This window comes from Plantactinospora sp. B24E8 (assembly GCF_039871735.1).
Taxonomy (GTDB): Bacteria; Actinomycetota; Actinomycetes; order Mycobacteriales; family Micromonosporaceae; genus Plantactinospora.
Map to the genome: position 1 here is coordinate 31170 of NZ_JBDPMH010000033.1, position 21703 is coordinate 52872.

The 21703-nt window shown below is 72.1% G+C and carries 15 protein-coding genes; 5 read left to right on the forward strand and 10 right to left on the reverse strand.

Features of this window, described 5'->3' with window-relative positions; all coding sequences use genetic code 11:
- The first annotated feature begins 127 nt into the window (after window positions 1–127).
- Window positions 128–2665, forward strand: a complete 2538-nt coding sequence (locus tag ABGB21_RS30135; protein ID WP_347680614.1) for a X2-like carbohydrate binding domain-containing protein — start codon at window positions 128–130, stop codon at window positions 2663–2665.
- Window positions 2666–2729: 64 nt separating this feature from the next.
- Here the strand turns inward: ABGB21_RS30135 and ABGB21_RS30140 are convergent, their stop codons facing one another.
- The 8 genes from ABGB21_RS30140 to ABGB21_RS30175 all read right to left on the reverse strand — a co-directional run bounded on the left by ABGB21_RS30140 (window position 2730) and on the right by ABGB21_RS30175 (window position 14329).
- Window positions 2730–3920 carry a glycerate kinase gene (locus ABGB21_RS30140; RefSeq protein WP_347680616.1) on the reverse strand — a complete coding sequence of 397 codons (1191 nt, stop codon included), beginning with the start codon at window positions 3918–3920 and terminating at the stop codon, window positions 2730–2732.
- An 11-nt stretch (window positions 3921–3931) separates the two neighbouring features.
- The gene (locus tag ABGB21_RS30145) at window positions 3932–4816 is read right to left on the reverse strand and encodes a 2-hydroxy-3-oxopropionate reductase (protein ID WP_347656615.1); all 885 of its coding nucleotides are present in this window, start codon (window positions 4814–4816) and stop codon (window positions 3932–3934) included.
- A gap of 64 nt (window positions 4817–4880) precedes the next feature.
- Complete coding sequence (locus ABGB21_RS30150; RefSeq protein ID WP_347656617.1) at window positions 4881–5699, reverse strand: TIM barrel protein; 819 nt, start codon at window positions 5697–5699, stop codon at window positions 4881–4883.
- Window positions 5700–5834: 135 nt separating this feature from the next.
- On the reverse strand, window positions 5835–6050 hold the full coding sequence (locus ABGB21_RS30155; protein ID WP_347656619.1) for a formate dehydrogenase subunit delta: 216 nt from the start codon (window positions 6048–6050) through the stop codon (window positions 5835–5837).
- A 1-nt stretch (window position 6051) separates the two neighbouring features.
- Window positions 6052–8865, reverse strand: coding sequence for a formate dehydrogenase subunit alpha (gene fdhF, locus ABGB21_RS30160; RefSeq protein WP_347656621.1), 2814 nt, complete (start codon window positions 8863–8865; stop codon window positions 6052–6054).
- On the reverse strand, window positions 8862–10454 hold the full coding sequence (locus ABGB21_RS30165) for an NADH-quinone oxidoreductase subunit NuoF (RefSeq protein ID WP_347656623.1): 1593 nt from the start codon (window positions 10452–10454) through the stop codon (window positions 8862–8864). Before ABGB21_RS30165 ends, fdhF begins: the two co-directional genes overlap by 4 nt.
- Complete coding sequence (locus tag ABGB21_RS30170) at window positions 10451–10969, reverse strand: formate dehydrogenase subunit gamma (RefSeq protein ID WP_347656625.1); 519 nt, start codon at window positions 10967–10969, stop codon at window positions 10451–10453. The genes ABGB21_RS30165 and ABGB21_RS30170 overlap by 4 nt, the downstream gene beginning before the upstream one ends.
- A 141-nt stretch (window positions 10970–11110) precedes the next feature.
- Entirely contained in the window at window positions 11111–14329 is a 3219-nt protein-coding gene (locus tag ABGB21_RS30175; RefSeq protein ID WP_347656627.1) for a tetratricopeptide repeat protein, read from the reverse strand.
- 182 nt (window positions 14330–14511) lie between these two features.
- Here ABGB21_RS30175 and ABGB21_RS30180 point away from each other — a divergent pair, with 182 nt between their 5' ends.
- From ABGB21_RS30180 to ABGB21_RS30195, 4 genes are all read left to right on the forward strand, one after another.
- Window positions 14512–15762, forward strand: a complete 1251-nt coding sequence (locus ABGB21_RS30180; protein WP_347656629.1) for an MFS transporter — start codon at window positions 14512–14514, stop codon at window positions 15760–15762.
- 97 nt (window positions 15763–15859) lie between these two features.
- Window positions 15860–16990 (forward strand): acyl-CoA dehydrogenase family protein, encoded by a 1131-nt coding sequence (locus tag ABGB21_RS30185; protein WP_347680618.1) that lies wholly within the window; start codon window positions 15860–15862, stop codon window positions 16988–16990.
- Window positions 16987–17844, forward strand: a complete 858-nt coding sequence (locus ABGB21_RS30190; RefSeq protein ID WP_347656633.1) for a phosphate/phosphite/phosphonate ABC transporter substrate-binding protein — start codon at window positions 16987–16989, stop codon at window positions 17842–17844. Before ABGB21_RS30185 ends, ABGB21_RS30190 begins: the two co-directional genes overlap by 4 nt.
- Entirely contained in the window at window positions 17822–19108 is a 1287-nt protein-coding gene (locus tag ABGB21_RS30195) for a ferritin-like domain-containing protein (protein ID WP_347656635.1), read from the forward strand. The genes ABGB21_RS30190 and ABGB21_RS30195 overlap by 23 nt, the downstream gene beginning before the upstream one ends.
- Here ABGB21_RS30195 and ABGB21_RS30200 read toward each other — a convergent pair.
- Window positions 19101–20828 (reverse strand): beta-N-acetylhexosaminidase, encoded by a 1728-nt coding sequence (locus tag ABGB21_RS30200; RefSeq protein WP_347680620.1) that lies wholly within the window; start codon window positions 20826–20828, stop codon window positions 19101–19103. The two genes, ABGB21_RS30195 and ABGB21_RS30200, sit on opposite strands and share 8 nt — an antisense overlap.
- The gene (locus tag ABGB21_RS30205) at window positions 20828–21697 is read right to left on the reverse strand and encodes a carbohydrate ABC transporter permease (protein WP_347656639.1); all 870 of its coding nucleotides are present in this window, start codon (window positions 21695–21697) and stop codon (window positions 20828–20830) included. The genes ABGB21_RS30200 and ABGB21_RS30205 overlap by 1 nt, the downstream gene beginning before the upstream one ends.
- Window positions 21698–21703: the final 6 nt, after the last annotated feature.

Here is a 21703-nt window from a genome sequence, read left to right on the forward strand (position 1 = left end):
TGGTCGGCCACCACCTCGGCGCGCCATCGGGCCGGGGTGACAACTCCGGTGACTCGTGACTCCCGAGCCCCGGTGTCGATCCGTCCCCTCCGCCGGGACGAGCTGTCAGACAGAGAGGCACATGTTCATGACCCTCCCCCTCGGCGCCAGAGCGGCGCGGGGCGCGTTCGTGGGGCTGGCCGTCGCCGCCCTCCTGCCGGTCGGACCGCCCTCCGCCGCGGCCTTCGCCGAGCCGGTGGCGACCACGTCGCCGGTCGCCGCCACACCCGGCACCGCCGCCACGGTGCCCGGCGCCACCGCCGCCACACCCGGCACCGCCGTCACCGTGGCTGACCCGTACGCCCCGGCCGGGGAACGGGCGCGCAGGCCCTACATGGGCTGGAGCAGCTACAGCATGCAGGTGTACACCCCCAACGGCGGCGGCTGGATCACCGCCGACCAGCTCAAGTCGCAGTCCGACGCCATGCACCAGAAACTCCAGCGGTACGGCTACGAGTACATCAACGTCGACGCCGGCTGGAACGGCGGTACGGACGACCACGGCCGCCCGGTGCCGAGCCGGACGCTCTACCCGAACGGGCTGCCGGAGGTGATCGACCACGTCCACGCCAACGGCCAGAAGTTCGGGCTGTACGGGATCCCAGGGATCTCACCGGCACTGGTCGAGGCCGACGTTCCCATCCACGGCGCCCCGGGTTGCACCACCGGGGACCTGCCCGTCCGCCCGCTGCAGAAGGGCGACTACTGGGGCCTGGGACACCGGATCGACTTCTCCGGCCCGTGCGCGCAGGCCTACGTCGACTCGATCGCCGACCTCTACGCCGAATGGGGCGTCGACTTCCTGAAGTTCGACAGCGTGACCCCGGGCTCCGGCGTCAGCGACCTCTCCCTCGACGCACGTGACGAGGTCAGGGCCTGGTCGCAGGCGCTCGCCCGGCACGGCATCTGGCTCGAACTCTCCTGGGCGCTCGACATCCGGTACGCGGACTACTGGAAGCAGTACGCGAACGGCTGGCGCATCGACTGGGACGTCGAGTGCTACTGCACCGGCGAGGCGCTCACGAACTGGCAGAACGTCGCCCGGCTCTTCCCCCGGCTGGCCGAGTGGTGGCGGCACGGCGGACCGGGCGGGTGGAACGACCTCGACTCCCTCAACGTCGGCAACGGCACGATGGACGGACTCACCCGGGACGAGCGGCGCACCGCGGCCACCCTCTGGGCGATCTCCGCCGCGCCGTTCTACCTCGGCAACGACCTGACCCGGCTCGACCCGTACGGCCTCGAACTGCTCACCAACCGCGAGGTGATCGCGGTCAACCAGGCCGGACGACCCGCACAACCCCTGTCGACCAGGACCAACCGGCAGGTCTGGTACTCGCTCAACGAGGACAGCACGTTCACCGTGGCCCTGTTCAACCTCGGCTCCACCGAGGCGGACGTCGCGGTGAACTGGGCGGACCTCGGGCTGACCGGTCCCGCCGAGGTACGTGACCTGTGGGCCCGGAAGGATCTCGGGGAGTTCCGGACCGGCTTCGTCGCGACCGGACTGCCGATCCACGGGGTCCGGCTGCTCACCGTCACGCCGCAGAAGAACTCGACGATCGGCGTCAACGACGACGACCTGCGGATGTCGTACGAGGGTGCGTGGCAGCGCAACGGCAACCGTGAGGTGCCCGCGGTCTCGGAACAGCTGACGATCGACGTGACGGACTCGTCGACGCCCGACGCTCCGCGGCGGTCGGAGACCTCCGCCGTACGGACGATCCCGGTGAACAACAACAGTTCCGAGATCGTCTACACGGGCTCGTGGGGGCGCAGCGGCAACCGCGGGTTCGGTGACCACGAGGACGACGTGCACTACACCGAGACCAACGGTGACTCCTTCGAGTACACCTTCGTCGGCACCGGCGTCGACTACGTGACGGAAACCCACGAGTCTCAGGGTGATGTCGACATCTACCTGGACGGCGAGTTCAAGCAGACGGTCAGCACCCACCTCGACCCCGCCGAGGGGCGCAGGGCGCAGCAGGTGGTGTACAGCGTCTCCGACCTGCCCAGTGGCACCCACACGATCCGGGGTGTGAAGCGCTCGGGGTCGTTCATGCTGCTCGACAAGCTCGACGTGCGGCAGGAGAGCCTGCTGAGCACCACCACGGCGACGTTTGACAAGCGGCCGTCCGCGCAGGCCGACGTCACCGTCGAGATCGGGCGCGATCCCGGCGAACTCGTCGCGGTCGCCGGAGGCGGGGCGGAGCTGGTCCGGGGAACCGACTACACCGTCGACGGTCGGGTCGTGACGATCCGGAAGGGCTTCCTGGCGGGCCGGCCGGTCGGCGACACCGTCCTCGACTTCCGGTTCCGTGGCGACCACCGCGACGACGTGCACTCGACAACCGACAACGGCGCGGCCGTGAGTTTCACCTTCCGTGGCGTCGGAGTCGAGTGGCGGACGGCGCTCGGCCCCGACCAGGGCGAGGCCGACGTCTACCTCGACGGCCGGCTCGTCGAGCGGGTGAACCTCTCGAACGACGTCCGGGTCACCGCCCGACCGGTGTTCGCGGTCACCGGCCTGACGGACGCCGTACACACCCTTCGGATCGTGAAGGTCTCCGGCGACGTCCTGCGTACCGACGTCGTCCGGTACACGGTCGCGAAGAAGCCCTGACAGCGGCGGCACCGGGGCGGTTCCCTGCCGGGGAGGCGAGGTGTACGGCAGGGAACCGCCCCGGTCAGCGGTCGGGCCCGGGGCGGCCGGACGGCGCCAGCCAGTCGGCGGCGACCCGGGCGGCCGTCTGCTCGACCAGCCGGGGTGCCTCCGCGACACAGCGCTCCGGATCCGGCTCCAGGTCGGTGAGCGGGTACGCCCGGCCGATCCCGGCCGCCCGCAGCTCGTCCTCGCCGACCGCGAGCCGGCCGACCACCGCCACGGTCGGCACCCCGCGCCCGGCGGCGGCCGACGCCACCCCGACCGGAGCCTTGCCGCGCAGGCTCTGCCCGTCCAGCGAGCCCTCGCCGGTGACCACCAACCGGGCGCCGGTAAGCAGGGCGGTGAAGCCGAGCAGGTCGAGCAGGAGTTCGATGCCGGGCCGGAAGGTGGCGCCGAGGAAGGCGAGCGCGGCGAAGCCGACCCCACCGGCCGCGCCGGCTCCAGGTGCTCCGGCCTGTCGGGCCACCGCCGGCAGGTGGCTGTCGACCACCTCGGCCCAGCGGGCCAGCCCGACCTCCAGGACGGCGACGTCGGCCTCGGTGGCACCCTTCTGCGGACCGTAGACGGCGGCTGCCCCGGTCGGGCCGAGCAGCGGGTTGTCCACGTCACTGGCCAGCACGAACCGGGTACGCCGGACCGCCGGATGCAGCCCGGAGGCGTCGATGCGGTGCAGCCGACGCAGGGCGGCGCCGCCGGGCGGCAGTTCCGCACCGTGCTCGTCGAGCAGCCGTACCCCGAGCGCGCCGGCCAGCCCCGCGCCCCCGTCGGTGCTGGCGCTGCCGCCCAGTCCGAGCACGACCTCCGTACAGCCGTGGTCGAGTGCCGCTCGGAGCACCTCACCGGCGCCGTGGGTGCCGGCGTGCAACGGGTCGGCACGTCCGCCGGGCAGCCGACGCTGCCCGCAGGCGTCGGCCAGTTCGACCACCGCCACCCCGGCGCGCCGGGCGTAGGCGGTCACCACCGGCTCCCCGGTCGGCCCGGTGACCTGGACCGGCACCCGGGTGAAGCCGGCCGAGAGCGCCGCGTCGAGGGTGCCCTCCCCGCCGTCGGCCACCGGGAAGCCGCGTACCTCGACGGCCGGGCAGGCCCGGCGCAGACCCACGGTGAGATACCGGACGACCTCGGCGGCGCTCAGCGAACCCTTGAACTTGTCCGGGGCGAGCAGGACATGCCCGCCCGCCCCGTCCGGAGTCGTCGGACGCGGGGCCGGCATCTCGGGCCGGTTCAGGCGCCGGTCCGGCCGGAGAGCTGCTCGACCAGCTTGAGCAGCGCCGTGTGGTCGAGTCCGCCGTCGCCCTGGGCCTTCAGCGCGGCGATCAGCTGGGCCACCGCCGCACCGAGCGGGATGACCACGCCGGCCTCACGGGCCGCCGAGGTGACGATCCCCATGTCCTTGTGGTGCAGGTCGATCCGGAAACCGGGTTGGAACTGCCGGGCCAGCATTCCGGCCGCCTTGCGGTCCAGAATCCGGTTGCCGGCCAGCCCGCCGGCGAGGACCCGGACCGCCGCCTCGGTGTCCACCCCGTACGCCTCGAGGAAGACGATCGCCTCGGCGACGAGTTCGATGGTGCCGGCGACGATGAGCTGGTTCGCCGCCTTCACCGTCTGCCCGGCGCCGTGCGGCCCGACGTGGACGACGGTCGCACCGACCACCTCGAAGATCGGTCGCGCCGCCTCGAAGTCGGCCGCCTCGCCGCCGACCATGATGGAGAGGTTGCCCTCGACCGCTCCCGCCTCGCCACCGCTGACCGGGGCGTCCAGGACTCGTACCTGGTGGGCCTTGGCTGCCTCGGCGACCTGCCGGGCGGTCTGCGGGGAGATGCTGCTCATGTCGACGTAGAGCTGTCCGGGCCGGGCGTTGGCCAGGATGCCCTGCTCGCCGAGGGCCACGGTCTCGACGTCGGCCGAGTCGCGGACCATGGTGATCACGGTGTCGGCACGCCGGACGAGTTCGGCGATGTCGGCGGCGACCTCACCGCCGGCCTGGGCGAGTACGTCGTTGCGGGCCGGGCTGTAGTCGTAGCCGACGACCTGGTATCCGGCCCGGATCAGGTTGATGGCCATCGGGCCGCCCATGATGCCGAGGCCGATGAAACCGACGGTGGTCATGTCAGCGATCTCCTTTGGTTGGCGGTTGGTGACTCAGCCGGGCCGACGTGCCCGCCGGCAGCCGTCAGCCGGCCCGACGGTCCCGGGGCAGCCAGTCGAAGCTCTCGGCGCTCGGGCCGCTCGGCACGTACTCCAGGCCGACCCAGCCGTGGTAGCCGGCCGCCTCCAGCCGGGCCAGGTGGCCGTCGAGGTCGATGTCGCCGGTCCCCGGCTGGTGCCGGCCGGGCGCGTCGGCGATCTGGACGTGTCCGATCCGGTGGGCGTGTTCGGTCACCTTGACGACGTCGTCGCCGTTGACCGTGAGGTGGTACAGGTCGGCGAGGAAGGCGAGGCTCTCCACGTCGCGCTCGTCCCGGACGACCTCGATGACGGCGATCGCGTCGGCGGCGGTGCGCAGCGGGTACGGCTGCGGGCCGCTGACCGCCTCGACCAGTACGGTGCCGCCGATCCGGCCCACCGCGGCGGCCGCGACGGCCAGGTTCTCCACCGCCACCTCGTCCTGCTCGGTCGGGTCGACGTCGGGCAGCCGGTTGCCGTACAGGGCGTTGAAGTTCCGGCAGCCGGTGGCGGCGCCGATCGCCGCGACCAGGGCGGCGTTCTCCCGGAACTCCGCGGAGCGTCCGGGCCAGGAGACCAGGCCCCGGTCCCCGCCGGGCATGTCGCCGGCGAAGAAGTTGAGCCCGACCAGTTGGACACCGGCGTCGTGGATCGCCGCGACGAACGCGTCCACCTCGGCGGTGGGCGGCACCGCCTCGGCGAAGGGCCACCAGAACTCGACCGCGTCGAATCCGGCCGCCTTGGCGGCCGCCGGACGTTCCAGGATCGGAAGTTCGGTGAAGAGGATCGAGCAGTTCACGTCGTAGCGGAGGTGGTGTGTCGGCACGGGCCCTCCCTGGCGCTCACGTGACATGGTCACGTTTAGGATTCTGTATGCAGTATGGAAGCGCGTCAAGGCAGGAACGGTCGTGGCCCTGTCCGGTACCGGTACAGGGCCACGGGGCCGTTCAGGATGGATCGGTCAGCGGCGCACCAGCCGCGCGGCGGCCAGGGCCAGCGGGTCGAACGCGTCCGGCTCCGTCTCGATCCGCCGCAACAGCTCGGCCCGCATCCGAGGCTCCCAGAACGCCTGGATGTGCTCGGCGATCGCTGGCGCCGCCAGCTCCGGCGCCTGGTGGCGGAACTGCACGGCGATCTCGTTCGCCATCCGTACCTGGGGCGAGATGTCGGTGTGCATGTCAGTCCGCCATCGCCGGAAGCAGTTCCCCGGTCTGGGCCGTGTCCTGCGGTCGGGGCGGATTCTTCAGCCCGACCTGGACCGCGGTGACCTTGTACTCCGGACAGTTCGTCGCCCAGTCGGAGTTCTCCGTGGTCACCACGTTCGCCCCGGTCACCGGGTGGTGAAAGGTGGTGTAGACGACCCCGACCGGCATCCGGTCGGAGAAGACCGCCCGCAGCGAGGTCTCACCGACCCGGCTGGCCAGGGTGACCAGGTCGCCGTCGGTGATGCCCCGGACCTCCGCGTCGTGCGGGTGGATCTCGAGTACGTCCTCCGGATGCCAGGCCACGTTGCCGGTCCGTCGGGTCTGCGCCCCCACGTTGTACTGGCTGAGGATCCGGCCGGTGGTGAGGATCAGCGGGAACTTGCGGGTGCTGCGTTCCCGGGTCGGTACGAACGGGGTCTGCACGAACCGGCCCTTGCCCCGGACGAAGCCGTCCATGTGCATGATCGGCGTTCCCTCGGGGGCGTTGTCGTTGCACGGCCACTGCACACTGCCGAGCTTGTCGAGCTTGTCGAACGAGACCCCGGCGAAGGTCGGGGTGAGGGCGGCGATCTCGTCCATGATCTGGCTCGGGTGGTCGTAGTGCATCGGGTAGTCCATCGCCTGGGCGATCTCGGCGACGATCTGCCACTCGTGCTTGCCGGTCTTCGGCGGCATCACCGGACGGACCCGGTTGATCCGGCGCTCCGCGTTGGTGAACGTGCCGTCCTTCTCCAGGAACGAGGTGCCCGGCAGGAAGACGTGCGCGAACTTGGCCGTCTCGTTGAGGAACAGGTCCTGCACCACGACCAGCTCCATCGCGGCCAGCGCGGCGGTCACGTGCTTGGTGTTCGGGTCGGACTGGGCGATGTCCTCACCCTGGACGAAGAGCGCCCGGAAGCTGCCCTCGATCGCCGCGTCGAACATGTTCGGGATCCGCAGCCCCGGCTCGGCGACCAGGTCACGTCCCCACATCTCCTCGAACACCCCGCGGACCACGTCGTCCGACACGTGCCGGTAGCCGGGCAGTTCGTGCGGGAACGAGCCCATGTCGCAGGAGCCCTGCACGTTGTTCTGCCCGCGCAGCGGGTTGACCCCGACGCCCTCCCGGCCGATGTTGCCGGTGGCCATCGCCAGGTTGGCCATGCCCATCACCATGGTCGAGCCCTGGCTGTGCTCGGTGACGCCGAGACCGTAGTAGATCGCCGCGTTGCCGCCGGTGGCGTAGAGCCGGGCGGCGGCCCGCAGTTCCTCGGCCGGTACGCCGGTCAGCTCCTCGACCGCCTCCGGGCTGTTCTCCGGCCGGGCGATGAACTCCGCCCACTCGTCGAAGCCCTCGCACCGCTGCGCGACGAAGTCCCGGTCCACCAGGTCCTCGGTCAGCACCACGTGCGCCATCGCGTTGACCACGGCGACGTTGGTGCCGGGGGCGAGCTGCAGGTGGTGGGTCGCCGCGATGTGCGGCGAGCGGACCAGGTCGATCCGGCGCGGGTCGACCACGATCAGCTTGGCGCCCTCGCGGATCCGGCGCTTCATCCGGGAGGCGAAGACCGGGTGCCCGTCGGTCGGGTTGGCCCCGATCACCATGATCACGTCGGACTGGGCCACCGAGCGGAAGTCCTGGGTGCCGGCCGAGGTGCCGAAGGTCTGCTTCAGCCCGTACCCGGTCGGCGAGTGGCAGACCCGGGCGCAGGTGTCGACGTTGTTGTTGCCGAACGCCGCCCGGATCATCTTCTGGACGACGTACACCTCCTCGTTCGTGGTCCGCGACGAGGTGATGCCGCCGATCGCGCCGACACCGTACCGGGCCTGGATCTCCCGCAGCTTCGTCGCGGTGTACGAGATCGCGGTCTCCCAGTCGACCGGCCGCCACTCGTCGGCGATGCTCTCCCGCAGCATCGGGGTGAGTACCCGGTCCGGGTGGGTGGCGTAGCCGAAGGCGAACCGGCCCTTGACGCAGGAGTGCCCCTCGTTGGCGCCGCCGTCCTTGTGCGGCACCATCCGGACCAGTTCGGTGCCCCGCAGCTCCGCCTTGAACGAGCAGCCGACCCCGCAGTACGCGCAGGTGGTGAGCACGGTACGGGTCGGCATGCCGAGCTGCACGACCGACTTCTCCTGCAGCGTCGCCGTCGGGCAGGCCTGCACGCAGGCGCCGCAGGAGACACACTCCGACGACATGAAGTCGGTGCCGCCGGCGGAGACCTTGGACTCGAAGCCGCGTCCCTCGATGGTCAACGCGAAGGTCCCCTGCACCTCACCACAGGCCCGGACACACCGGGAGCAGGCGATGCACTTGGACGCCTCGAAGTTGAAGTACGGGTTGCTGGTGTCGGTCGGCTCCTCGTAGTGGTTCGCGCCCTCGTAGCCGTACCGGACCTGGCGCAGGCCCACCACGCCGGACATGTCCTGCAGCTCGCAGTCGCCGTTCGCCGAGCAGGTGAGGCAGTCCAGCGGGTGGTCGGAGATGTAGAGCTCCATCACACCCTGGCGCAGCTTCTCCAGCTTCGGCGACTGCGTGGTGACCTTCATTCCCGGGGCGACCGGGGTGGTGCAGGAGGCCGGGGTGCCCCGGCGACCGTCGATCTCCACCAGGCAGAGCCGGCAGGAGCCGAACGCCTCCAGGCTGTCGGTGGCGCAGAGTTTCGGGATGTCGATGCCGCTCAACGCAGCGGCCCGCATCACCGAGGTGCCCTCCGGTACGGACACCGGCAGGCCGTCCACCTCGACCGTCACCGTTGCCGGGCCGTCCTTCGCCGGGGTACCGAGATCGGGTTCCTTCAGCAGGCTCATGACGTGGCCTCCTCAAATCGGCCAGGGAGTTGTTCCGAGCGCTTCTTCTCACGGGCGGTGAAGTCGTCGGGGAAGTGCAGCAGCGCGCTGCGTACCGGCATCGGGGTGAGCCCGCCCATCGCGCAGAGCGAACCCTCGGTCATCAGCTCGCAGAGGTCCCCCAGCAGGGCCAGGTTGTCGTCCGGGTCCTGACCCGCGACGATCTTGTCGATGGTCTCGACCCCCCGCACCGCGCCGACCCGGCACGGCGTGCACTTGCCGCAGGACTCCTCGGCGCAGAACTCCATCGCGAACCGGGCCATCGCCGCCATGTCGACGGTGTCGTCGAAGACCACGATGCCACCGTGGCCGAGCATCGCGCCAGCCGCGGCGAACGCCTCGTACTCCATCGGCAGGTCCAGACCGTCCGCCGGCAGGTACGCCCCGAGCGGGCCACCGACCTGCACGGCCCGGACCGGCCGGCCGGAGCGGGTGCCGCCGCCGTAGATGTGGATCAGATCGCTCAGCGTCATCCCGAACGCGGTCTCGAAGACCCCGCCCCGGTTGATGTTGCCGGCCAACTGGAAGACCTGGGTGCCGCGCGACCGTTCCACCCCGAGCGCCTGGTAGGCCGCCGCACCGTCGGCGAGGATCGTCGGCACCGAGGCGAGGGTCAGCACGTTGTTCACCACGGTCGGCCGGCCGAACAGCCCGGTGATGGCCGGGATCGGCGGCTTGGCCCGGACCATGCCCCGCTTGCCCTCCAGGCTCTCCAGCATCGCGGTCTCCTCACCGCAGATGTAGGCGCCGGCACCGACCCGCACGTGCAGGTCGAACCGGAGACCGGAGCCGAGGACGTCCACACCGAGCCAGCCCTGGGCCCGGGCGAGCTCGATCGCCCGCCGCATGGTGGCGACGGCGTCCGGGTACTCGGAGCGGATGTAGACGTAGCCCTCGGTCGCCCCGACCGCGTACGCGGCGATGGTCATCCCCTCGATCAGGACGAACGGGTCACCCTCCATCAGCATCCGGTCGGCGAAGGTCCCGCTGTCCCCCTCGTCGGCGTTGCAGCAGACGAACTTGAGCGCGCCCGGGGTGTCGGCGACCGTCTTCCACTTGATGCCGGCCGGGAAGCCCGCGCCGCCCCGGCCACGCAGGCCGGACTCGGTGACCTGGGCGACCACCTCGGCGGGCGGCAGCTCGAGGGCGCGGCGCAACCCGGCGAGTCCACCGTGGGCGAGGTAGTCCTCCGGGTCCAGCGGGTCGGTGACCCCGACCCGGGCGAAGCAGAGCCGGGTCTGGTCGGCCAGCCAGGGCAGCTCCTCGATGACCCCCTGACAGAGTTCGTGGTCGGCGCCGTCGAGCAGCCCGGCGTCGACCAGTTCGCCGACCCGCTCGGGCGGCACCGGGCCGTACCCGATCCGGCCGCGCTCGGTGACCACCTCGACCAGCGGTTCCAGCCAGAGCATGCCGCGCGAGCCGTTGCGGACCACCCGGACCGGTCGTCCGGCCCGCGCCGCCGCCAGTTCCAGCTCGGCGGCGACCAGGTCGGCGCCGACCGAGAGCGCGGCGGAGTCCCGGGGTACGTACACCGTGACCGGGGTTGTCATGGGTTCACCGTCTTTCCGTTCGCCACCCCGGCGGATCCGCTCAGCCGGGCCGGGTCGAGCAGGGCGTCGAGCCGCTGCGGGGTGAGTCGTCCGTGGACGCGATCGTCGACCTGACCGGCCGGGCCGAGCGCGCAGTTGCCGAGGCAGAAGACCTGCTCCAGGGTGACCGCACCGTCCGGTGTGGTCTGCCCGAGCTTGATGCCGAGCGACTGTTCGGCGTACCCGACGAGCTGGTCGGCGCCCACCGACTGGCAGGCCTCGGCCCGGCAGAGCTTGACCACGGTCCGCCCGGCCGGCTCGGATCGGAAGTCGGTGTAGAAGGTGACCACGCCGTGCACGTCGGCGCGGGAGAGGTTGAGTTCGTTCGCCAGCACCGGCACGTCGTCGGCGTCGACGTAGCCGAACTCGTGCTGGATCCGGTGCAGGATCGGCAGCAGCGCACCCCGGTCGCCGCGGTGTGCGGCGACCAGCGCCCGCACCCGATCCGCCCTCGTCGTGGCGCCAGGACTTCCCACGGGGACCCACCCTCCGCTCGCTCCGACCGGTCGAGTCCCACGATACGGCGCTCTGAATACAATATGCATATCGGTAGGTCCGATTGATCAATAGGCGGAACCTATCGAGCCGTCCGTTCGGCGGCGGCGACCCGGACTACGTCACCAGTCGTCGTGCCGGTGCTGTGGCATGTTCACCTCGGACACCGCGTCGTTGAAGACGTCGGAACTGCGGCTGTTCGGTCTCGGGCGGGTCCGATCAGACCAGTCGAACCGGCCTGTCCTGGCAGCCCGTCGGACGAACCCGGTGAACGGGTGGTCGTCGCCGAGCACCGACCGGGCGGTCCGCAGGATCCCCCGGGCCTCGGCCCGGCTCCGGTCCGGACGGCCGCTCACCGCGAGGATCTCGGCCAGTGCCGCGCGGGTGTCGAGAAGGTCCGGATGACGCCGCCCCAACAGCCGGTACTGGATGTCCAGCACCTCCCGGACCTCGGCCTCGGCCTCGACCGCCCGGCCGAGCCGGGCCAGCGCCAACGCGAGGTCCGCCCGAGGAGCCAGCGCTCCCAGCCGGTGGTCGCCGGGCCGACGCCCCCAGGCCACGACGACGTCCCGGTAGCCGGCCTCCGCCTCGGCGTACCGTCCCTGGGCGTACCAGCTCCGGGCCAGGCCGTGCCGGGACATGAGGGCGTCGGTCGACTCGGAGCCGAACTGGCGCTCCTGGTCGACGAGCACCGCCCGGTACCCCGCCTCCGCCTCGGCGTACCGACCGGCGCTGAGGTGTGTCGCGGCGATCTGGTACCGCATGATCAGCGTGTAGGAGTGCGACTCACCGAGCACCCGGGCACCGACGGCGCGCAGCAGCCGGAACTCCCGTTCCGCCTCGGCGAGACGGCCCTGGTCGAACAGGATCGCGGCCAGGGTGTCCCGGGGTGCCAGCACGTCGGGATGGTCGGCGCCGAAGACCCGTACGTAGACCTCCAACACGTCGCGCACCACCCGCTCGGCTTCGGCCAGCCGACCCGCGCCGTGCAGGGCCACGGCGTAGTTGTTCCGGGTGGTCAGGGTGGCCGGGTGTTCGTCGCCGAGCACCTCGCGCCGCCCGTCGATGATGTCGGGGTATCCGGCCAACTGCTCCTCCAGCCGGCCGAGGTTGAGCAGGCCCCGGTACACATTGTGCAGGGTCATCAGGGTGTCCGGGTGGCGGTCGCCGAGGATCCGACGCTGGATCGCGTGCACCGCCCGGTACTCGGCCTCGGCCTGCCCGTGCCGTCCCTGGGCCTGCGCCACCACGGCCAACTGGTGCCGGGTGATCAGGGTGTCCGGGTGTTCGGCGCCGAGTACCCGGACCTCGGTCGCGTAGATCTCCCGGCACTCCGCCTCGGCGGCGGCCAGCCGGCCCCGGTTGTGCAGCACCCGGGCGAGCTGGTGCCGGGTCGCGAGGGTCAGCCGGTGTTCTTCCCCAAGGCTACGGCGACGGACCGCCAGGGCGCGCCGGTACTCCGCCTCCGCCTCGGTGTACCGCCCCCCGTGGTGCAGCGCGCGGGCCAGGTGGTGCCGGGTCGCGGCGACGTCCGGATGCCCGTCGCCAAGTGTCCGCCGACGGATCGCGAGCACCTGCCGGTGCGCCGCCTCGGCCACGTCGTACCTGCCCCGGTCATGGTGGACCCGGGCGAGGTCGTGCCGCGCCGCGAGGGTCTGCGGCGCCTCGTCACCGAGCACCCTCCGACGCGTCTCGAGCACCGCCCGGTATCCCTCTTCCGCCTGCCCGTACAGCCCACGCCGGTGCAGGTGCCGGGCGGTCAGATGGGCGGCGCGCGCGGCCAGGACGACCGCCTCGGGCGGCACCGTCGCCGACTCCGAGACCGTCTGCAGCACCTGTAGGACGTGCGGCGCCAGCGCCTGCCAGACCGGCCACCGATCGGGCCCGTCGGGTGTCGACGACGCATGCTCGCGTTCGGCGGCTCCGACGGTGAGCGCGGCGGCGAGGCCGGCGAGGACGGCCCGGTCACCCTCGTCGGCGTTCCGCCAACTGGCGTTGCGCACCAGCGGATGGATCCGGAGCAGTTCCTCGGCTGGGCCGTACGCCGGGCGTTGGTCGAGCAGGCTGAGGCTCGCCAGCGCCTGGAGCAGCCGCCACAGTTCGGCGCCGTCCAGGCCGGTGAAGAGCGACGTACCGGCCAGCGTCGCCGGGTCGAGCAGGATCCGGTACGGCACGTCGGCGTCGGCGAGCCCGGACAGCAACTGGAGCAGCGGCCGGGCCCTGGTCATCCCCCGCCGGTCGAGCAGTTCCAACGACAGATCCCAGCTCCGGCCGACCACCCCGGACGCGGTCGCGTCGGTGACTTCGTCCGGGGGCGTCAACGGGTCGAGCCGCCCCGCGTCCAGGACCTTCCGGTATCCGGTGAACGTCGCGGCCGGCACCGGCCACGGTGAGCCGGCAACCTCGCGGAGGAACGCTCCGGTGAGCCGCAGCGCCAGCGGCAGTCCGCCGAGCCGTACCGCCAGCGCCTCGGCCTCGGCCTCGGTACCGGCGGCATCGCCGGCGTGGTCGCGCAGCACCCGCCCGGCGGCGGCCTGGTCGAGCATGCCGACCCGGTACAGCCGGCACCAGGGTCCCCAGGTTTCCGGGTCGGCGTCGCGGCTGGTGACCAGGATCAGGCCTCGGCGTGACGTCACGGGTCGGAGCCATCCGGTACCCAACGTCACCGTCGCGCCGCCGCCGGAGAGTAGTTCCGGATCGTCGGCGTTGTCGATGACCAGCAACCATCGACCACGGTATCCGGCCAGCAGCCGCCACAGCAGGTCCGGTGCACTCTGGGCGCCACTCCAGGCCCGGTCGAGTTCACTGTCCCGGCCACCGAGCCGGGTCGCCACCTGACGCATGCCGGTCCAGAGGTCGGTGGTGGTGGCGGCGGAAACCCACCAGACGGTGAACCCGGCGTCCCGGGCCCGCCTGGCCACGGCCCGGGCGACCGTGGTCTTCCCGCTCCCGCCCATCCCGGCGAGGACGCGGACCCGCGACGGCGGCGCGTTGTGCAGTTCCCGAAGCACCTGGTCGATCAGTGCGTCCCGGCCCCGTACCGGGGTGGTCAACTGGCCGACCTCGACCGAGCCGAGACCGGGTGCCAGTGGTGTCGTGGCCGTCGTCCCGACCGGGCGGTGGACCATCGGCCGGCGCTGGCTGCGAAGGGCCAGTACGGCGATCAGCAGGCCCAGCACCCCGGTGATCCAGCTCGCCCGCTCGGTCCAGGCCCACACCGCGGCCGGGACCGGTCCGGTGGGCCAAGCCCACCACCGCAGCACCACCGCGACAGTCAGCGCTCCCAGCCCTACGGCGAGGGCCATGGACATCGGCAGCATCCAGCGTCGGGGCACCAACACACCACCATGATGGACGAAACGCACCCGGGCCAGAACAGCGCGTATCCCCATCGTGACAGTACGGACGTCGCCGGTCGGCCTGCCCACGAGGTACGTGACAAGGAAAACCCTGGCGTGGCGGCCGCTGCCGCCCTAGCGTCTACCCGGCCGAAGAACTGGAAACAATCTTTATCGGAGGATCGGTGCGCACCGTCCGGACGTGGTTCGTCGACACCGCCGGTGGCCTACCGGCAACCTTCTGGTACCTCTGGTCCGGACTCCTGATCAACCGCGTCGGCGCGTTCGCCATGCTCTTCCTCCCGCTCTACCTCACCGAGGTCCGCCAGGTCGGGCCGGCACTCACCGGGCTGGCGGTCGGCGCGTACGGGATCGGCGGGGTGGCCGGGGTGCTGCTCGGCGGCGTCCTCACCGACCGCTGGGGCCGACGCCGCACCCTGGTCTGGTCCCACCTGGGCGCGTCGGCGTTGATGGCCGCGATGGCGGTGGCCGCCGACGTGCCGACCATCGCCCTGCTCGCCGCACTGGTCGGCCTCGCCCACTCGATGCCCGGCCCCGCGTTTGTCGCCGCGATCGTCGACGTGGTGCCGGCGGCCCGGCGGTCCCGCGCGTTCAACCTGCAGTTCTGGGCCTTCAACCTCGGCACGGCGGGAGCCTCCGCGCTCGCCGGACTGCTCGCCGAGGCGAGTTACCTGGCCCTGTTCCTGGTCGACGCCGGCGCCACGCTCTGCACCGCCGTCATCATCGCCTGGAAGGTGCCGGAGACCCTGACCCCCGGGCACCGGACCAGCGTCGGCCCCCGGGCCGGGCTGCGCACCCCACTCACCGACCGGACCTTCCTGGCCTTCGTCGGACTGACCTTCGTGCTCGCCGTCCTCAGCACCCAGAACTCCACCGTGCTGCCGCTGTCGATGCGCGCCGACGGACTCAGCCCCTCGGCGTACGGGCTGGTCGTGGCGCTCGGCGGCGGACTCATCGTGGCCGGGCAGCTCTTCGTGCCCCGGTTGATCGACGGTCGCCGCAAACACCGGGTGCTGGCCGCCGCGACCGCCCTGACGGCGATCGGGTACGCCAGCCTGGCACTCGCCGACCAACTTCCCGGCTACCTGCTGGCGGCGCTGGTCTGGACCGTCGGTTCGATGCTCGCCGCACCGCCGAACGCCGAGATCAACGCCGAACTGGCCCCGCCCCTGCTGCGCGGCCGCTACCAGGCGGTCTTCTACCTCACCTTCCCGGCCGCGGCGTTCGTCGCCCCGACCATCGGCGGAACGAGTCTGCAGTACCTCGGCGACGGGCACTGGCTGGCCGTCGGCGCGGTCGGCCTGCTCGCGGTCGTCGGCCACCTGGTCGCCGGCCCACCCCGGGAACGTCGGGTGGCCCGGATCCGGGCCGGCGGGCACCCCCCGGAAGTGCCGGCGGTCGCCCGGCCCCGGTGAGGTCGACGGAACGGACCGGATCCCCACAGAAACGTGACCGTGACGCAGAGTACGCATTCACCTACGATGGATGGCGGCCCACTTTCCGGGAGGACGCGTGACCTACCAGGATCCGTTGGAGCGCATCGTCAAGGAGATCGTCGTACCCTCGGCGGGTACCGTCGATCGGACCGCCACCTTCCCCCGCGAGGCGGTGGACGCGCTGGCCGACGCGGGTCTGCTCGCCCTCACCGTGCCGAGCCGCCACGGTGGAGGCGGCGCGGGCCTACCCGCCGCCGCCGACGTCGTCCGGCAACTCTCCACCGCCTGCGGCTCGACCGCGATGGTGGTGATGATGCACTACAGCGCGGTTGCTGCCCTGGTCGCCGCCGACCGGGCGGACGTGCTGCGGGAGATCGCCGCCGGACGGCACCTGACCACCCTCGCCTTCTCCGAAACCGGCTCCCGGAGCCACTTCTGGGCGCCACTGGGCACCGCGACCGGGGACGGCGACAAGATCCGACTCGACGCCCGCAAGAGCTGGGTCACCTCGGCCAGCCACGCCGACAGCTACATCTGGTCGAGCCGGCCACTCGCCGCACCCGGGCCGATGACACTGTGGCTGGTCCCGACCGACACCCCCGGACTGTCGGTCGGTCCCGAATTCGACGGGCTGGGCCTGCGCGGCAACGACTCCCGCCCGGTCACCGGCACCGACCTGACGGTCTCCCGTACGGCCCTGCTCGGCACCGACGGCGCCGGCCTCGACCTGGCACTCTCCGCCGTACTGCCGTGGTTCCTCCTGCTCAACGCCGCCGCGAGCAGCGGGCTCATGCAGGCGGTGACCGGCGAGACGGCGGAACACCTGACCCGTACCCACCTGCGTCACCTGGACCGGTCCCTGGCACAGCAGCCCGAGTCCCGGGCACTGCTGGCCCGGATGCGGATCGAGACCGACCGCACCACCGCACTCCTCGACCGCACCCTGGCCGCGCTGGAGGAGGGTCGCGACGACGCCCAACTGCTGGTCCTGGAGGTCAAGGCGGCGGCGGACAGCGGCGCCGCCGAGGTGGCCGACCTGGCCATGACGGCGTGCGGCGGTGCCGCGTTCCGCCGCGAACTCGGCATCGAACGCCGGTTCCGGGACTCCCGGGCCGCCAGGGTGATGGCCCCGACCACGTCGGCGCTGCTGGACTTCGTCGGCCGGGCGCTCTGCGGCCTGCCACTGCTGGACGGAACGGCCGGATGACCCGCACCCTGCTGCTCGGCGCGGTCGCCTACGACCCCAAGGTGGTCACCATCTGGACCGGCTTCCGGTCCTGGTTCGCACAGCGGGGCCTGGACCTCGACTACGTCCTCTACGCCCACTACGAGCGGCAGGTCGACGACCTGCTCGCCGGCCGGGTCGACCTGGCCTGGAACTCACCGCTGGCCTGGATCCGCGCCCACCGGCTGGCCCGGGCCCGGAACGTCACCGTACGCGCCGTCGCGATGCGCGACACCGACCGCGACCTCACCTCGGTGATCGTGGTCCGAGCCGACTCGGACCTGCACTCCCCCGCCGACCTGCGCGGCCGGACCGTCGCCACCGGTGCCGTCGACTCACCCCAGGCGACACTGCTGCCACTGGCGCTGCTCCGCGACGCCGGCGTCGACCCGGAGAAGGAGCTCGACCTGCTCCGCTTCGACGTGGGCGTCGGTCTGCACGGTGACCACGTCGGCGGCGAACGGGACGCCGCCGAGGCGCTGCGCACCGGGCGGGCCGACGCGGCCTGCCTGCTCGACGCGAGCCTGCTGCTGTTCGGGCGGGAGGGCACCCTGCCGGCCGGTTCGGTACGGGTGCTCGCCCGGACCGAACCGTACGACCACTGCACCATGACCGTCGGGCCCCGGGCCGACTCCGCGCTCGTCGACACCTTCGGTGGCCTGCTGCTGGGAATGTCCTACGCGGACGACACCGCCCGTCCGCTGCTCGATCTCGAAGGACTGAAGCAGTGGCTGCCGGGCCGCACCGACCGGTACGCCGCACTGGACCGGGCGGTCACCGACACCGGTTTCTACCAAGCCGACGGAGCCCTCGGTGCCGGCCATCGTTCACCTTGACGACCTCGGCTTCGACGCCGGCGGGCACCTGCTGGTCGACCGGGCGCTGGCCGGGCTCTCCCCCGGTGACCGGCTGGTCGTGCACGGCCGTCACCCGGCACTCGGCCTGCACCTGGCGGCCTGGTGCCGGGCCGAGGGACACCGGCTCGAACCCGGACCGGACGAGCGGAATCCGGGCGGAGCCATGTCAACCGCGACCGGTGACCTGGGCGGGGAGGTGTCGACCGGCGGCCGGTACGGGTCGGCGGCGACGTCCGGCCCGGGGGTGATCACCCGGACCGTGCTCCGGGGCAGCGCCGACCTCGACCGGTGGCGGGGGGCGCGGCGGGCCGGCCGGACCGCCGCCGACGTCGTACCGCACGCGGATCGGGAGTGGGGTCTGGCGGCCCGGGGCGCGCTGGTCGAGCCGGGTGGTCCACCGCTCGCCGTGGACTGGGTCGACCGCGACCTCGTCTGGGCCGACATCGCACCCCGGCTGTACGCGCAGGCGACCGCGAACCAGTGGGACCCGGCGACCGCGGTCGACTGGGCGGCGGCCGGTTCGGTGCCGGAGGACGTCGAGGACCTCGTCGTGCAGGTGATGACGTACCTGGTGGAGAACGAGCAGGCCGCGCTCATGATCCCGGCCCGGATGCTCGCCCGGCTGCACCCGCACTACCGCGAGGTGATGCAACTGCTGGCGGCCCAGGCTGCGGACGAGGCCCGGCACGTCGAGATCTTCACCCGTCGGGCGTTGCTGCGGCGGGACGTACTCGGGCTCTCCGGCGCCGGTGGGCGGGCCTCGCTGCAGACCCTGCTGGCCGAACCGGACTTCACCCTCGCCTCGTTCCTGCTCTCCGTGCTCGGTGAGGGAAGCTTCCTGGACCTGCTGCACTTCCTGCACCGGCACGCCCCCGACCCGGTCACCGCCGACGTCACCCGGCTCGCGGCCCGCGACGAGGCTCGGCACGTCGCGTTCGGGGTCGCGCACACCGCGCACGTGGTCCGCGCCGACCCGGCCTTCCTGCACCGGCTGCGTAACGCGGTCGAACGCCGCCACGCGGTACTGGCCGACACCGCCGGCCTGAACCGGCAGGTCTTCGACGCGCTGGTGGTGCTGGCCGCCGGTTCGTGGAAACCGGCGGCGATCGCCCGGGGGTGGCAGGAGGTGCTCCGGCTGCAGGAGGCGATGGACGCCGGTCGACGTCGACGGCTGGAGTACATCGGCTTTCCGGACGACGAGGCGGCGGCCGTGTCGGCCCTGCACACCCGCAACTTCATGTAGGTCCGGGGCGGCCGGTCGGGTGACCGGCGGCGGGTGTCGACAGCACGTTGCCGGTGAGGGCGGCGAGTTCGGCCGCCCGGTCGGCGGGCTCACGGGGCCAGCCGCGCGCGTCCGGCCGGCGCTGCCAGGGCAGCGGCCCGTCGGGCGGGCGGTGCTCCACCCCCATCGCGGTCAACCGGTCGAGGTGCCCGGCCAGACGCCGGGAGAAGCCCTGCCACGGGGCGGCCCCCGACGGCGACCAGACCGCCTCGGCGAATCCGGAGAGGCGGGGAAAGGCCAGGTAGTCGACGGCCCGGGGACTGTCGGCGTGCTCGGTCCAGAGATTGCACTGGGCGCCGAGGATCCGGTGCCGCAGGTCGGCCGGAAGCTCCGGCGGCACCGGTTCGAAGGCCCGGACCGCCGCCACGTCGAGCACGGTACCGACCGGGATCGGCTCGCCCGGATCCGCGGACTGCCGGTAGTCCAGGTAGGCGGCACTGTCCCAGCAGGCGACGACGTCGTGACCGGCCCGGGCCGCCGCCACCGCCAGGGCCGGCCCCCGCCAGGCGGCGACGGTGGCGCCGGGTGGCGGGCCGCCCTCCAGGATCTCGTCCCAGCCGTACGCCACCCGGCCGGCGGCGGTGAGATGCTCCTGGAACTGTCGGACGAACCAGGCCTGCAGCGCGTCCTCGTCGGCGAGCCCGAGCTCGCGGATCCGTCGCTGGGCGGCGAGGCTGGTCCGCCACTCGTCCTTGCGGCACTCGTCACCGCCGATCCCGATGTGTCGGCTCGGGAAGAGCTCCATCACCTCGTCCAGAACGTTGCGGAAGAAGGCGACCGTCTCGTCGGAGACGTTCAGGACCCGGGACGAGACCCCCCACCGGGTGGAGACGGTGACCGGCTGGTCGGGCCGGTTGCCGAGTTCCGGGTACGCGGCGATCGCCGCCTGGGTGTGGCCGGGCAGGTCGATCTCCGGCACCACCGTGACGAACCGCTGCGCCGCATACGCCACGATCTCCCGCAGGTCGTCCTGGGTGTAGTAGCCGCCGTGCGGCCGCCCGTCGAACCGCTCGTGCTGGCGCGAGCCGACCATCGACTCGGCCCGCCCCGCCCCGACCTCGGTCAACCGCGGGTAGCGCCGGATCTGCACCCGCCAACCCTGGTCGTCGGTGAGGTGCAGGTGCAGCACGTTGAGCTTGTGCGCGGCGAGCAGGTCGATGATCCGCAGCACCCCGGCGACCGGCATGAAGTGCCGGGCGACGTCCAGCATGAAGCCCCGCCAGCCGAAACGCGGCCGGTCGTCGATCTCCACCACCGGTACGGTCCACGGGCCGGAAGACACCGGCGCCCGCCGGTACACCGTCGGGGGCAGCAGTTGGAGCAGGGTCTGCGCACCGTAGAAGACGCCGGCCGGCGTACCACCGGTGACGGTGACACCGTCGGGGCGTACCCGTAGCCGGTAGCCCTCGGCGGGCAGTGCGGGGTCGACGGAGAGTCTGATGCCGGTGGCCGGCCCGGCGCCGTCCGGTGGCACGACGGCCGGCGGGTCCGCCCCGGGCCCGACAGCGGGCAGCGGCAGGCCGGTGCTCCGGGACAGGGTCTCCCGCAGCCACCGGGCGACCCCGGCACAGGCGGGGTCGGCGGCGAGCGTGGTGGTCGGGGTCAGCGGGCAGCCGCCGGAACCGGCCCGGAGGTCGACCGGATGGGGCAGCAGGTTGACCGCCTCGCTCGTGACCTCCATCAGTCCTTCACCGCGCCACCGAGGCCGGAGACCAGGCGGCGCCTGACGAAGACGAAGAACACCAGCACCGGGATGGTCATCAGGGTGGAGGCGGCCATGATGCCGCCCCAGTCGTTCTCGTCCGGTTTGAAGAAGACCAGCAGCGCGGCCGGCAGGGTCTGGTTCTCGGTGGCGCTGATGATGAACGTCCGGGCGAACAGGAAGTCGTTCCACGCGGTGATGAAGGAGAACACGGAGGTCGCGGCGAGACCCGGCGCCACCAGTGGGAAGAGGATCCGCCAGAGGATGGTGAACCGGCCGGCGCCGTCCAGGGTGGCGGCCTCCTCCACCTCCGGCGGCACCGCCGCGACAAAACCGCGCAGCATCCAGATCGCGAACGGCAGACTGAAGGCCAACTGCACCAGCACCAGCGAGCCGAGGGTGTTCAGCCCGACCCCGGGTACGCTCCGGCCGAGGTCGCGGATCTGGAAGAAGAGCGGAATGCTCAACGCCTCGACCGGCACCATCTGGGCGATCAGAAAGAGCACCAGGATCGTGGTGCGGGTACGGAACCGGTAGCGGGTCAGCGCCACCGCCGCCAGGAACGCGACCAGCGCGCTCAACGCCACCACGGACAGCGCCACGACCAGGCTGTTCAGAAAGTACCGGCCGAATCCGCTGACCCCGAGTGCCGAACGGAAGTGCTCCAGGGTCGGGTGCAGGGTCCACGGTCGCGGATCGGCGGACAGGATCTCGCCGGTCGGCTTCAGCGCGGAGAGCACCATCCAGTAGATCGGGAAGACCGTGACCGCGGCGACGCCGACCGCGACCGCGTCGGCGGCCCGACGCCACACCCGGGTCGTGCCCCGCCCACTCCTGCTCGTCCTCACCCAACT